The organism is Pseudoalteromonas sp. SR43-2 (genome assembly GCF_014163885.1).
GTDB lineage: Bacteria > Pseudomonadota > Gammaproteobacteria > Enterobacterales > Alteromonadaceae > Pseudoalteromonas > Pseudoalteromonas distincta.
In genome coordinates this window covers 16368-30806 of record NZ_JACJED010000028.1, presented here as the reverse complement: position 1 = coordinate 30806, position 14439 = coordinate 16368, and the positions used below count along the sequence as shown (strand labels likewise).

Sequence of the window (14439 nt, the reverse complement as noted above, 5' to 3'; positions counted from 1 at the left end):
GATGGCTTTTATAGCTGTATTTAAATAAAAGCCTGCTGAATTGTTCTGTATCGATGATTTATTATTATTGTTTATCATTGCGCTTATTAAATGAGCCTTAGGGGCCCTGTATCTCCTCTCACAAAAATACAGACCCTAAGCACTCCAGCGCTACCCGTTCAAAGGTACTCGGTTTACTTACTTGCGTAAGCGAATTTTTTACTGCGTACGGTTTTGTTTATAGTACGCCATTAAGCCGTTTGTAGAACTATCATGAGCGTGTTTCACGCTATCATCAGTGAGTTCACTCTCAATTTTAGATGCTAAACCTTTACCCAGCTCTACACCCCATTGGTCAAACGAGCATATTTCTAAAATAATGCCTTGGCAAAATATCTTATGCTCATACAGTGCAATTAAACGGCCCACTGTTTTAGCATCTACTGTATCTAATAGCATAGACGTTGTAGGACGATTGCCTTGATGAATTTTATGATTTAATAACTCATCAATCTCTGCTTGCGATTTACCCTTAGCGGTTAAATCAGCTGTAACTTGCGCTGCATCTACACCACTCATCATCGCTTCTGTTTGTGCAAAGAAGTTCGATAATAAAATATCGTGATGCTTATCAACATTCACTTGTGGCTTAACTGATGCAATAAAATCTGCAGGTACAATTACATTACCTTGGTGTAAACACTGATAAAAGGCATGCTGACCATTAATACCCGTCATGCCCCAAATAATTGGAACTGTAGTATAAGGTACCGTTTCGCCTGCAAAGTTAACGTGTTTACCGTTACTTTCCATTTCGCCTTGCTGTAAATACGCAGGCAACATATGCAGTGCTTGATCGTACGGTAATATAGCTTGCGCTGTATAACCTAAAAAGCTCGTATTCCATACACTAAGCAATGCCATAATTAATGGTATATTTTGCTCAAACGGCGCAGATTTAAAGTGCTCGTCTATTTCAAACGCACCTTCTAAAATTGCTTCAAAGGCGTCGTAGCCTAAATATAAAGCAATTGGTAAGCCTATCGCACTCCAAAGTGAAAAGCGACCACCAACCCAATCCCACATAGTGAATACGTTTTCGTCGCTAATACCAAAGGCTGCCGTTTTTTCTAAATTTGTACTTACTGCAACAAAATGCTTTGCAATTGTACTTTCATCTTTTGTTGTTTGTAAAAACCAGTCAACCGCCGTTTTTGCGTTTGTCATGGTTTCTGACGTAGTAAATGTTTTTGAAGAAATAACAAATAATGTTGTTTCAGGGTCAATGGCTTTTAATATAGACGAAATTTGTACACCGTCAGCATTAGATACGTAGTGAACATTTAACGTATCATCAGCAAGTGCTTTTAATGCCTCAGTTGCCATTTGTGGACCAAGGTTAGAGCCACCAACACCAATACTTACAACATCTTTTACCGCTTTGCCGGTATAGCCTAACCATTTACCGCTACGAACTTTTTCTACAAACACTTTAATTTTAGCTAACTCGTTGTCTACGGCTTGTGTCACGTTTTCGCCATCAACAATTAATGGAGTGTGAGCACGATTACGAAGTGCCGTATGCAAAACTGAGCGATCCTCAGTGATATTTATTTTTTCACCGCTAAACATTTTATCGCGCCACGATGCAATATCGCATTCTTTAGCAAGCGACATTAAGTTAGCAAAAACATCGTTATCAATAAGTTGCTTAGAATAGTCGAATAATACGCCTGGTACTTGAGTAGAAAACTGAGAAAAGCGCGTGTCATCTTGTGCAAATAACGTTTTTAGATGTGTTTGTTTCATCTTAGCTGCACTTTGTTCTAGTGCTTGCCAACTTGCTAGTTGCGCTCGGTTAGACATGGAAATATCCTCTATTTTTTTCAATCAATTGATTTAAAAATGTTTTTTATAAAAGCAAAACTCTTAATACTACTTATTCACACTAAATTAAAGCGCAAATAGTATAACTAAAAATGCAAAAAAAGTGCTATTTTTATAATTTTATGTGCAGATGATAACGCAATTTTTAGCTTTTGACACCGGTATCATAAAAATTTTATAAATTAATTTACCTGTAATTTTAAAGGCAACGGCATAGCTTAATCAATCAAAATGAAATATTAATGAATTTTTATAAGCGCTGCTAATTACTTTTCATAGTTATTCACTAATTACTGTAATTGTTTGCCTTGCAAACAAATAAACCTTAAAAACAAAAAATCGGCTCTAAAGCCGATTTTGTATAAATTACAATCTTTGCTTAATTACTAAGCGCTAGCCCACCACTTAGGTTATAAACAGTTTTGTACCCTAGCTGCATTAAATTGCTCGCAGCAATTTTTGAGCGGTTACCACTGCGGCATAATAAAATATATTTGTTATTTTTACTTAACTGCCCTTCAAACACCGCATTTGCCATTCTGCTAAGCGGTATATTTAATGTTTTTTCATCTAGTGTATTAAATAACTGAGCAACATTATTTGCTCCATGTTCATACGGCTCCCGAGTATCTATTAAATATGCATCGATGGTGTTTAACATTGCTTTAGCGTCATCAAAATTTAATTGCTGTGTATCAATCTCAGGCAATGCATTTACATAACCACACAATTGCGTGTTATTTACTTGCTTTGAAGCGTCGTACTGCTGCTTTTGTATTGTAAATTCATCAACTGAAATACTGCCGCTTACTAACGCATTGAGTAATGGCGTTTGGTTTTGTTGTACAGCCCAGTTCATGGCAAAACATTGTTGATAGTCGTGCCCTGAGCAAATAATGCTGGTGCTATTAAGTTGCTCGCTTATTGCTAAAATAGAGCGTGCCATTGCTTTTGCATCCCCACCTATAAGCGATGTATTGCCAAGTCCTGCAGGCAAAATTAAATCACCACAAAAACAATAACGCGTTTCGCCATTAATATTTTTTAATAAATAACTTACGCTATCTTTGCTGTGCCCAGGTGTCGCTATTTTTTCAAGTACGTCATTTGCTAAGCTAATACTTTCTGCATTTAGTGGCCAACCTAAAGCATCAACCTCACCTTTTACAACTCTTGATGCAAGAACGCTGGTTAATAAATTAGTCGCTGACTCTCGCTCTTGATGCAGATGAGTATTAAGCACCGCTGATATAGTTAAGTTTTGTGTATTGGCTATTTTTTCAAAGCGCGGAATAAGCTCAACAATCGGGTCTATTATAACTGCACGCTTATCATCGCTTACATAAAGCCAACTACATGCTCCTTGGTGCCTAAACTGAGTAAGGCCAAGTGCGCACACTTCTTGTTGTGGTGTAGTGCTATCAGATACAATTAAACAGTTAGCCTGAAGTATTGCTTTAAGAGCGCGAATACGCACACAAGCATCATCAATATCGTGTTGTGTTGCAGCAGGTCCAAACGATAGCCTAATCGCATTTTCGCTTTGCCACTTACTTGCACCCATTGCATCTAAAACAAAACTTGTTGATGCGCCTGTACTACAAGCCGAGCCACCACTTACGCGAATGCCCGCAGCATCAAATAAATCAATCACTTCTTTGCTCGTTAAATCGTTTACCGCAAAGTTAAGTGTGGTAGGCACGCTATAAGCAAAATCATGATTAAATGTAATATCGCCAAAGGTGTCTTTTATCGCGCTTTGTAACTGGCTTCGATAAGAGTTAAGTATGCTAATTGGTTTAAATGTATCGTCTGATTTATCAAGCAACATACTAAATAGTTTATTTAACCCTGCAATACCGGGTAGATTTTCGGTGCCTGAACGCATTCCACTTTCTTGACCGCCACCCGCTATAAAAGGTGTGTACGCACTGCCACTACGAATATATAAAAAGCCAATACCTTTAGGTGCGTAAAGCTTATGCCCCGAAAAAGGAGCGTAATCAATAGTTGTATTACTCAGTGCGAGCGCTTGTTTACCGAGTGCCTGCACGCAATCCACCATCCACGATACATTTTTGTTACGGCTACGAATTACCTGCTCTATAGCGGGTAAATCTTGATATACACCGGTTTCGTTATTAACGGCCATGGTGCAAATCATCAAAGCGTTATTAATATGCTCTGCGATAAAATCTAAATCTAAAATACCGTTACTATCAACCGGAATAGCAAGCACCTCAGCATTAACGTCAAGTACGCTATTCCAGTGCTTGAGTGTATTTGGCACCGCTTTATGCTCAGTAGCGCCATATAATAATACAGGGTTTTTAATAGACTGCTTTTTAGCATTAATTAATGTAGAAACCACCGCAGTTTGAATACCCTCCGTTGCACCAGAGGTAAATAGGATATCGCCATTAGTTGCACCAATAACCGTGCGTGCCTTTTGACGTGTTTGTTCTAATAAATGCTTGGCTTGAATACCTGTGATGTGCGGGCTTGAAGGATTACCAAAACATATTTGCATGGTATGAGAAACAACATCAGCAATACAAGGCAACACAGGGGTCGTTGCATTTGCATCAAGGTAAACTTGTTTTACTGGCTCATCGTGCAATAAAAACTCAGACATTAAAAAACGCACCTTATTACTAAAAAATATATCTTATTACCAATAGTACATAAATTTACACGTAATGAGTAATAATCAATTAGCACTAGAGGTGCGTTTACTATGCTTTTTTATACTAAAAGTCTGTTTGCTTAACTATTCACTGAGCTCTTTGCTGATCTCTTCGTGCGTTGACGACCAAGCTGTTATTAGCGCTTTTACTAATGAGGCCAACGGGATGGCAAAAAATACACCCCAAAATCCCCATAAGCCACCAAAAAATAATACCGCGACAATTATAAATACCGGATTTAAATCAACTGCCTCAGAAAACAACAGCGGTACAAGTACATTGCCATCAAGCGCCTGAATAATTCCATAAATAATTAAAATGGTCCAAAACTGCGTTTCTAATCCAAACTGAAACAGTGCAACTGCCGCTACCGGAATAGTGACGAGTGCCGCGCCAATAAATGGAATTAATACCGAAAAGCCAACAAGCACACCAAGTAAAGCTGCATAGCGCAAATCTAAAACAGTAAATGCAATGAAAGACACACCACCAACAATTAAAATTTCGAATACTTTACCGCGAATGTAATTCATAATTTGTTGGTTCATTTCGTTCCACACTTGTAAAATCAAGCGTCGTTGCTGCGGGATCAGTTTAGCTATACTCCCTGTCAGCTCCAGCTTATCTTTAAGCATAAAAAACACCAGTAACGGCACAAGTACCAAATATATAAGCCAAGCAACAACATCTTTTAAAGACGTAAGTGAAAACGATAATACCGCTTGGCCAAACTCAATAATTTTAGCTTCTACGGTTGCAACAATAGCTTGTACTTGTTCTATATTAATTAAACTTGGGTATTGTTCAGGTAAAGCCATTAAATAAGACTTCCCCTGCTCTAGCATATGCGGTGTTTCTTGCACTAAGTTACTGGTTTGCTTCCAAAGCACTGGGCCAATAACTAAAATAAGAGTGAGCATAATGCTAATAAATATCAACATTACAATAATTGTTGCAGTAAAACGTTTTAAGCCAACACGCTCTAAATGAACAACCGGCCAATCTAGTAAATAAGCGATAACCAGTGCAACAAGCACAGGAACAATTAACGCGCCAAAAAAGTAAAGTAAGGCAACTGATACCAATAATAAAAATAATAAGGTAGACGAATGAGGATCCGAGAACTTCCTTTCGTACCATGTTTTTACGTATTCAAACATGTAATGGCTCCACTAATAACAACCCACGTTGTTTATCAAAATTGTAACTATAAGCATTTTTTTGCAAAAAACGTTCAATGTCGTTCGCACTTTCACCTCTATTAAGACTAAAAGTGATGCATTGTTTTGATGACTGTGCACTTCGAAGCGCAAGCTTAAACTGCACAAATTGCTGAGGACACTTAAACTCTTTTAAATCGCGCTCTACCATAACTACTTTATCCGTATAGTAAATGAATAATAAGTCGCATATTTACGGTCTACGTATTTATATACTCAAACCGTTGTAACTTTTTGTTAAAACAATTCCTGCAATAGTTTATCCTTATAACATAACTAGCAGTAAGGATAAGTTAATGCCTGGCACGCATAATAAAGCGCAACTACCAAGTAATCCAACACTCAAAGAGATTAATTGGTTTAAAAAGCAGATTAATTGGGGCGAACTACCTCCTTTTTATCACCTTGTTGCCTCATCAATAAGCGAATCAGAAGGAATTTTAGATCATGGGTTCGACAATGCAGTTAAACAACTTTTAGATAAACGCAATTGGAACTTAGATTTATTAGAAGGCTATGAAGATAACTTAGGTGAAATACATACCAAATATAAGCCACGTATTGCGCTGCACCAAGTATTTACCGACAGAGGCTTTGAGCTATGGGCACAGCCTTATGCTAAAGATGTTATTGTTGATCAATACATAAAAAATAATCGCTTTATGGAGTTTAGAGTGTGGGACCCACATTCAATGAAAAACTTGATCAGAATAAGTCAGTTACATAAGTTTATTGGCTTTTATTTTGAACGAGGCGACAAAGCAGATAAAGCCATTATTTTACATGCACACAAAGTAGTACATAAAATTATTACTTTTTTGCAGCGAGAATTGAACGTTGTAAAGCTTGATGGAGTCACAATAAAAGAACTATACCAATTGTGCGAAAAAGACAGTCGTGCAAGCAGTGACGAAATAGACATAGCCAAAATTGCAATTGGCGAACAAATTAACAAGGAATAAAATGCAGCTAAAATCAGCATTTATCACTTTATGTAGTGCTGCGCTTACGTTTAGCTTATTAATAAGCGAACCTTTAAAAGCGCAAACCAACTTTACGCTTCCTGATTTAGGAACATCTGCATTACAAGCACTGCCACTCGAAAAAGAACAAGCCATTGGCGAAGTAATGATGATGCAAATACGAGGCTCATCACCAGTAATAAATGACCCAGTGCTTGATGAATACCTCACAACTATTGGCCGTAAACTCGTTGCTAATGCTAATGACGTGCGCTTTCCGTTTTCGTTTTTTTGGATAAACAACTCAGAAATAAATGCCTTCGCCTTTTATGGCGGACACGTTGGTGTGCACACAGGGTTAATAGCTCAAGCCGATAACGAGAGCCAGTTTGCCTCAGTGCTTGGCCACGAAATAGCTCACGTAACACAGCGCCACTTAGCGCGAAGAATACAGCAACAACAAGATAACAGCGCGCTGACTATTGCCGGTATGATAGCCGGAATATTAGCAACCGTTGTTGCACCAGATGCGGGTATTGCGATTATATCTGCCAGCCAAACACAATCTGCTTTTAGTCAGTTAACGCATAGTCGCTCAGCCGAGCAAGAAGCTGACCGCATAGGCATGCAAACGCTTAACAATGCAGGCTTTGATGCACGTGCATCGAGCGAATTTTTAACTAAACTTGCCGCGCAAATTCGTTATAAATATAAACCACCTGCGTTTTTACTTACTCACCCATTACCAGAGAGCCGAGTATCTGATGTACGTTTGCGTGCAGAGCAATTTCCTGTGCGTCATATGAATGCCAGTCTTGAGTTTAATTTAGCTAAAAGCCGCGTGCTTGCACGCTACGACAACAAACCAGAAAACGCCGAAGACCTATTTAGAAAACGACTTCGCGAAAATAGCTACGATAACACCGCTTTAAAGTACGGTTTAGCTATTAGCTTACTTGATCAAAAAAAGCTTGATGAAGCAGCCCCAATACTAGATGAGCTTTTAAAAAACGATCCTAAAAACCTATTTTATATAGATACCCATACCGATTTACTCATCGCGCAAAAAAAGGCAGATGAAGCCGTAAAATTTTTAGCTGATTTAAATCAGTATCGCCCTAATAATCAGGTGATTACGCTTAACTATGCCAACGCAGCACTTGAAGCTGAGCAATATGAACTAGCCGAAAATATTTTGAAGAGTTTTTTACTCGAAAAGCCAGCTCATAACCTAGGCAAGCAACTTCTTGCTGATGCGTATAAAAAACAAGATAAATTAGCCTCATATCACGAAGCGAACGCCGATGTATTGGCTCAATACGGTGCTTATTTAAAAGCCGCAGACGAAGTACAAAAAGCACTTAACTTCGTAGAGCCAACTGAACTTGTAAAGCAACAACGTTTAAAAGCACTACTTACCCAGTATCGACTTTTACAAAAAGAGCTTGCAAGACTTTAAGTCTGCAAGCGCTTACCCTAAAATAGACGCAATTCACACTTTGGAATCATTTTATGTCTGTTACTATTTACCACAACCCACGTTGTTCTAAATCACGCGAAACGCTATCGCTACTGCAAAGTAAAGCGATAGAGCCAAGTGTTGTAGAGTATTTAAAAACCCCTCTTACTCACGAGCAAATTTCAACGCTTGTAATCCAACTTGGTTTTTCATCCGTACGTGAAATGATGCGCACAAAAGAAGATGACTACAAAGCGCTTAATTTGAAAGATGAAACAAATGAGGACGCACTTATTAACGCTATGGTTAAATACCCAAAATTGATTGAACGCCCTATCGTAGTTAATAACAATAAAGCAGCGATTGGTCGTCCACCAGAAAACGTACTAAGCGTTTTATAATGAGTGCAACCATAGTGGTGCTTTATCACTCAAGCCATGGCTCAGTTGAAGCGATGGCTCACGAGATAGCAGAGTCGATAGAGCAACAAGGTGCTAGTGCACTACTTCGCACCTTTGTGGCTAAAAATGCGCACGATATTGTGATCACCAAAGATGATTTAATAAATTGCGATGGTTTAGCATTTGGTACACCAACCCGATTTGGCATGATGGCCTCTCAAGCAAAAAGCTTTTGGGAAACCACCAGCGACTTGTGGCTAAAAGGCCAATTAATCGATAAGCCAGCGTGTGTATTTTCATCATCAAGTAGTATGCATGGTGGAAATGAAGCAACCTTACTTAACTTATCTTTGCCACTATTACACCACGGCATGGTGCTTATGGGCGTGCCGTACGATGTACCCGAACTACTTGCAACACAAACCGGTGGAACACCATACGGTGCAACACACGTCGCTGGCAGCGCTAACAGTGCACAGCTAAGCAAAGACGAAATTAAAATATGCCAAAGCGTTGGTAAACGCCTTACTCACATTGCGAGAAAACTTAAATGACTACAGCTGACAGTCCAGCTAAAAAGCCGATTACGGTAAAATTTCAACGTGCAGCACTATTTGGCTATGTTGGTTTACTTATTCTGATTCCTTTGTGGATGTATTTTGTACCCCCTCTAGACGGTAATACTAGTTGGGTGTCATTGTTTTTTCCTATCATTCCTTTACTGCTGCCGCTAAGAGGCATAATTCAAGACAACACATACACCTATGCGTGGGCTAACTTTATTGTAATGCTTTATTTTATCCACGGTCTTACCATGCTGTGGGCAGCGCCAGATGAATTAATTTGGGTGTTGTTAGAGCTGGTATTTGCATCATCTATGTTTATTGGTTGTACTTACTACGCAAGACATCGCGGACAAGAACAAGGTTTAAAAATCCGTAAGCTTAAAGAAGAATTAGCTGAAGAAAAAGCAGCAAATGAGCACGGTAAATAAGGCTTAACCATAAACGCTATATACAAAAAAACGCGCTTAAATTACTTTAAGCGCGTTTTTTATTAACTGTTTAAAACTAGCTAAACTAAATCGCTCAAGGCAGCTAGCACCACAATACTCGCCAACCCTATTTGAGCAATTAAGCTAATAAACGAAAAGCCTCTAAGCACAAATAAACCCCAAGGGTGTTTAATATGTGGATATAGCGCACAGCGCTTTAATGTAGTCGCAAAGAAAAAACAAATCACTGCAGTCATAGTTAAACCCAGCGTCAGCTCACTTTTAATTGAGAGGGTTTCATCAAAAAAGAAGAACAACTGTAAAGGCAGCAATATAGTCACAATAGCATGTAGCACATGCACTTTTTTAATGCGATCGAACTGCCCTTCTGGCGAAAGTTCTTTAATACCAAAGTCACGCTCTAAACATTTAACTAAGTTATTAGCTTTAATACTCACCGCTAAACGGTAACAGCTTAAACCTTCTTTATTACGTGCTCTAAAATCGTATCCGGCTTTAATAAGCAGCACCATTAACGACTCATTTTTAGCAAACACAGCATAATGAAGCGCAGTATTACCTAAGTTATCTGTCGCTTTTTTGTCTTGCTTTGCAAGTAGTGTTTCAACCACATTTACAAAGCCTTTTTCGGCCGCCCACATAAAGGCTGTTTTATTGTTTTCATCAGCAAGTACACCAGTAGCGCCTTGCTCAATAAAACGCATTGCCATTGTTTGCTTAGCTGTTTTTTTACGTAAATGAGTAAGCAAAGCTTTTTCTAAGAGAACAACAGAGTCAACATCAGGAGAAACCTGCGTCAGCAGCGTAAAATAGTCTTTACCCGCTGCCACTTTTTCGCTGGCAAGTTCACAAAGAGTATCTAAATCAGCAATAGACTCTGGAATAAACGCACTTAGGCGCTCTCTAAAATCAACTTCCTTCCAAAGCGCTAATGTGTCCTTTGCCGAGAGTTTACTTTTATTATTTAACGCATGCTCAATTAAGGTGAAGTAGCGTTTACTAAAAAATAAATCAACTAAAGACAGTGGCGTATCTATGGTATTTTGTGCAGCCACGCTTGCGTATTTTTCAAGGCGCTGGCACAGCATAAGCACTAAGCTTTCAGGGGTGTATTCATTATCGTAGTAATGGCTTTTAACCGCACTAATATACGCTTGTGCGTCTTCGTCATATTCAGAGATATGTTGAAAGTAACATTCTTCAAATGGCTCCAGCGGGGTTAGCCATGCCAAATAATAAATAGGTGGCAGCACGGTGGTGCATACACCATCGTCTTCATTTGTAGAACGACAAGCAGGCCAAGCTTCCAAAGCATCTAAAATAAAGGCACCGTTTTGTTCTACCAGTCCTTTAATAAGTAATGGGTATTCCTTTGGCCAAATCAGTACATTTTCCATTAAAACAACACAACTCCAGTGTGGCTTGGGGGTGGTAAGTTATATCAGTTTTAAGCTGACACCACGCTTAATCAAAGTGCCGATATTCTAGCACACCTTTGTTTTGCTGCTAGCGCAAAATTACGCAATAACAACAATCCTTTAGGATTATAACAATTCGCTTAATTAAGTGATTTATTTTGAGGTAGAAAACCGTGTGATAGCAAGGCAAAAATTTCGTTATTTAGTTGTTCTAAATGATTAAGTATTACTGTGGATTGTTATTGTCCTTAGCAAAAATATAAAAACGGCCAAGTACATAAGTAATTGGCCGTTTTTGAGGTTGGAGTTGGGCTTAATCAGAGCCAGACAAATAGTCTATTTACTTTTTAACTCACTAATAACTTGCTCTAAACCCACATCAGAAATGCGTTGAATAATCTCTTTTTGTTTAGCACTTAATAGTGAAATGCCTTCAGCAACAATATCGTATACTTTCCACTCATTGTTTTTACCTAAACGAAGCTTAAAGCTTAAGTCGATAGTAGGCGCATTTGGCTCAATAATTTGCGTATTAACTGTTGCGTACTCAGAGTCACTTTTTGCGTTATTACGCTCAAATACTACTTTTTGACCCGTATACTTCATTAGTGCACCGGCGTATGTGCCTGTTAAGTAATGCTCTACTGCATCTATAAATTGAACAGCTTGCTCGCGCTCAATACCTTTAATGTGTTTACCTAATAACTTAAACGACACAAACTTAACGTCAATATGTGGCATTAAACGTTTTTCAACAATGGCAGCCATCGCGTCTTTGCTGGCTGTACCTTTTGAGTTTACTTGGCCAATATCTGCAAAAAGCTTGTCGGCTACCGATTCAAGTAACTGATCTGGTGATTGCTGAGCTTGTGCAAATAACGAACTGCTAAAAAAAGCAGTGGCTAAAACGAATAGTTTAAAGAGTTTCATAATTGTATATGTCTGTGTGATTAAGATGGCTGTAATTTACGCGAACTATACGCAATAAAAAAGGCACAAATAAGCAACTTATTAATGCCCAATTAGCACCAATCAAATAAATAAAATAAATTCAAGCAGTTAGAAACTCCATTAACAGCTCATATACAACCGGCATTTTGTCCTCATTGTAATTGTTAACAGGCCGCCCTTATCATTTAGTTATCAACTTAAATCAAACAAACATTTGGCACCTATGAAAACGTCACTTAAAACACTTATTATCTCTTTTGTATTAGTAGTTTCACTTTTTGGCAAGCTTGCTTTTGCTCAATCGGACCACGGTTATGCCGTTGACTTTCTCAAAGGCGAAGGTAACGTAAACGGCGTTAAGCTTGCGTATCAGTATCATGCGCCTGGTATGCAAAACCTTATTGGTGATGCACGCTTTTACTTTGAAACCAGCGTAAATATGTGGGAATACCGCCACGGCGATGAAACACAATCAAACCTAGTACTTGCTATGTCACCTGTACTGCAATTTCCTGCTTTTAGTTTTAACAACACCCCATTTTATGTAGAAGCAGGCATTGGTGTATCACTGATTGATGAAACGCAGTTTGCCGGTAAAAACATAAGTACTCACTACCAGTTTGAAGACCGCATAGGCCTTGTAGCCGATTTTGGCCACACCAATGTTGCCCTTCGCGTTATTCACTATTCAAACGCAGGCTTTAAAGAGCCAAACCCTGGGCTTAACTTTTTAACGCTTTCGGTAGCGAGACGTTTTTAAGGTTATTGGTTGTATTTTTGAGTAAATTAATTGCTGTTATAGCGCAAAGCGGTCACACTTAAACGTACTAAATATTAAGTGATACTGCGATGCAAACTTGGCATATTGTAATTATTGTGGCTGTTGTTTTTGCCATTATCATTGGTAATATTGCGCTGATTAGACTCTCTGCAAAACAGGAGTTTATAAAGCCCAACGCCAATATAAAAAATACAACAGGCACAAAAAAGCCCTGATCAATCAGGGCTTTTTCAATAATACCAATTCGCTAAATATATTTTTGCTAATTTAGCCTACTAGCCAATGCGCCATTAGCGCAATAACAGGTAAAGTAATTAGCGTTCGCAAAATAAATATAATAAATAGCTCTAAAATATTTACCGGTATTTTACTGCCAAGTAAAAGTGCACCTACCTCAGACATATAAATAAGCTGAGTTACACTCATTGCGGCAATAATAAAGCGCGTTACATCACTTTCGATAGTCCCTGCAGCTAATATTGATGGAATAAACATATCAGCAAAGCCTACCATAATAGTTTGCGACGCAGCGGCTGCTTCGGGTACTTGCAATAGCTCTAAAAATGGCACAAACGGCATACCTAAATACTGAAATATAGGCGTATGCTCAGCAATGATCAGTGCAAATGTGCCTACCGCCATTACTACAGGTAACACACCAAACACCATATCAAGCGCATTATGTACGCCCTCTTTTATAGTGCCTTTAACACCCGTTGAATTATCTGCTTTAGCTAGTGCAACATCTAACGAATGGCCAAATAAAGTTTTATGACCCGGAATTGTTTCAGCGTCTCTATCTGGCTCAGTGCCATCAATGAGTAAGTCTTTTTTAAAGCGCAGTGGCGGTAATCGCGGCACAATAATAGCGGCAACAATACCGGCTAAACATACCGTTGCGTAAAACGGTGCAAATAGGTATTCAAGTTTAACTTGCCCAAGCACCACTAAACTAAATGTAATTGAAACCGCTGAAAACGTAGTACCAATAATAGCCGCTTCGCGTTGTGTATAGTGCTTTTGATCGTACTGCCTTGCAGTCATCAAAATACCCACACTGCCATCACCCAACCACGATGCAGTACAGTCAACCGCGCTTCTACCTGGTACACCAAATACAGGGCGCATTACTTTGGTCATTAACGTACCAGCAAGCTCTAATAGACCAAAGTTAATTAATAGCGGCAGTAATAAGCCCGCTAAAATAAATACCGAAAACAACACAGGCAATAAGTCATTTAATACCAGCGCGCCAGTATTAGCCGAGGTAATCATCTCGCTGCCTAGGCTTAAGTACGTCATTAAACCAAACGCCATACCAAATAAGCGCACCACCAGCCATGTCCAGCTCACATCAAATAAATGCTTTAACAAAGGTGAGTTACATATAGCGGCGGGTTTAAACACTTTAGTAATTACAGAAATAACCCCTGTAATACAAATAATGAGGGTAATAATTGCTTGAGCAGAGCCAAGCATCATTGCTTGAACCGCTTTTGCCATAACGGCAATAGGAATGGTCATCCCTTGCGAAGTACTAATGGGTGTCATAAATAAAAACACACCAATTAACGAAGGAACCAAAAAAGTAAACCAAGTGCGCCACGTATAGTGTGAACGTTCAGGTAGCTGAGACATATTGTTTAACCTATAAAAACCACAAAAAGAGCATAGCGCTC

General features: G+C 38.8%; 14 protein-coding genes. 7 read left to right on the top strand and 7 right to left on the bottom strand.

Features of this window, described 5'->3' with window-relative positions; genetic code table 11:
• Positions 1 to 198 precede the first annotated feature (198 nt).
• The 4 genes from pgi to H5120_RS20260 form a co-directional block, all read right to left on the bottom strand.
• On the bottom strand, positions 199 to 1845 hold the full coding sequence (gene pgi, locus H5120_RS18750; RefSeq protein WP_182675749.1) for a glucose-6-phosphate isomerase: 1647 nt from the start codon (positions 1843 to 1845) through the stop codon (positions 199 to 201).
• A gap of 400 nt (positions 1846 to 2245) precedes the next feature.
• Entirely contained in the window at positions 2246 to 4501 is a 2256-nt protein-coding gene (locus tag H5120_RS18745) for an aminotransferase class V-fold PLP-dependent enzyme (protein WP_182675748.1), read from the bottom strand.
• 135 nt (positions 4502 to 4636) lie between these two features.
• Entirely contained in the window at positions 4637 to 5713 is a 1077-nt protein-coding gene (locus H5120_RS18740) for an AI-2E family transporter (RefSeq protein ID WP_024606584.1), read from the bottom strand.
• A complete protein-coding gene (locus H5120_RS20260; RefSeq protein ID WP_039487329.1) occupies positions 5706 to 5924 on the bottom strand; it encodes a hypothetical protein in 219 nt (72 codons plus the stop codon). Before H5120_RS20260 ends, H5120_RS18740 begins: the two co-directional genes overlap by 8 nt.
• Before the next feature lie 145 nt (positions 5925 to 6069).
• On the opposite strand from H5120_RS20260, the gene H5120_RS18735 reads away from it, so the two are divergent.
• From H5120_RS18735 to H5120_RS18715, 5 genes are read left to right on the top strand one after another with little or no spacing between them, the layout of a single operon-like run.
• On the top strand, positions 6070 to 6735 hold the full coding sequence (locus tag H5120_RS18735) for a hypothetical protein (protein WP_182675747.1): 666 nt from the start codon (positions 6070 to 6072) through the stop codon (positions 6733 to 6735).
• A 1-nt stretch (position 6736) separates the two neighbouring features.
• Complete coding sequence (locus H5120_RS18730) at positions 6737 to 8194, top strand: M48 family metalloprotease (RefSeq protein WP_182675746.1); 1458 nt, start codon at positions 6737 to 6739, stop codon at positions 8192 to 8194.
• Positions 8195 to 8247: 53 nt separating this feature from the next.
• Positions 8248 to 8595, top strand: a complete 348-nt coding sequence (gene arsC / locus H5120_RS18725; protein WP_182675745.1) for an arsenate reductase (glutaredoxin) — start codon at positions 8248 to 8250, stop codon at positions 8593 to 8595.
• On the top strand, positions 8595 to 9149 hold the full coding sequence (gene wrbA, locus H5120_RS18720) for an NAD(P)H:quinone oxidoreductase (RefSeq protein WP_024595680.1): 555 nt from the start codon (positions 8595 to 8597) through the stop codon (positions 9147 to 9149). The genes arsC and wrbA overlap by 1 nt, the downstream gene beginning before the upstream one ends.
• Entirely contained in the window at positions 9146 to 9589 is a 444-nt protein-coding gene (locus H5120_RS18715; RefSeq protein ID WP_024595679.1) for a DUF2069 domain-containing protein, read from the top strand. The genes wrbA and H5120_RS18715 overlap by 4 nt, the downstream gene beginning before the upstream one ends.
• A gap of 80 nt (positions 9590 to 9669) precedes the next feature.
• On the opposite strand, the gene H5120_RS18710 is transcribed toward H5120_RS18715, so the two are convergent.
• Complete coding sequence (locus tag H5120_RS18710) at positions 9670 to 11007, bottom strand: ankyrin repeat domain-containing protein (RefSeq protein WP_182672817.1); 1338 nt, start codon at positions 11005 to 11007, stop codon at positions 9670 to 9672.
• Positions 11008 to 11364: 357 nt separating this feature from the next.
• Complete coding sequence (locus H5120_RS18705; protein ID WP_024595677.1) at positions 11365 to 11958, bottom strand: phospholipid-binding protein MlaC; 594 nt, start codon at positions 11956 to 11958, stop codon at positions 11365 to 11367.
• Between the two features lie 244 nt (positions 11959 to 12202).
• On the opposite strand from H5120_RS18705, the gene H5120_RS18700 reads away from it, so the two are divergent.
• Together H5120_RS18700 and H5120_RS18695 are read left to right on the top strand one after the other, a co-directional pair.
• Positions 12203 to 12739: an acyloxyacyl hydrolase gene (locus H5120_RS18700; RefSeq protein ID WP_182672816.1), complete on the top strand. Its 537-nt coding sequence runs from the start codon at positions 12203 to 12205 to the stop codon at positions 12737 to 12739.
• Positions 12740 to 12828: 89 nt separating this feature from the next.
• Positions 12829 to 12975 (top strand): DUF2897 family protein, encoded by a 147-nt coding sequence (locus tag H5120_RS18695; protein WP_182675744.1) that lies wholly within the window; start codon positions 12829 to 12831, stop codon positions 12973 to 12975.
• A gap of 52 nt (positions 12976 to 13027) precedes the next feature.
• Here H5120_RS18695 and H5120_RS18690 read toward each other — a convergent pair whose 3' ends face one another.
• Positions 13028 to 14398, bottom strand: coding sequence for a YjiH family protein (locus H5120_RS18690; RefSeq protein ID WP_138489349.1), 1371 nt, complete (start codon positions 14396 to 14398; stop codon positions 13028 to 13030).
• Positions 14399 to 14439 lie beyond the last annotated feature (41 nt).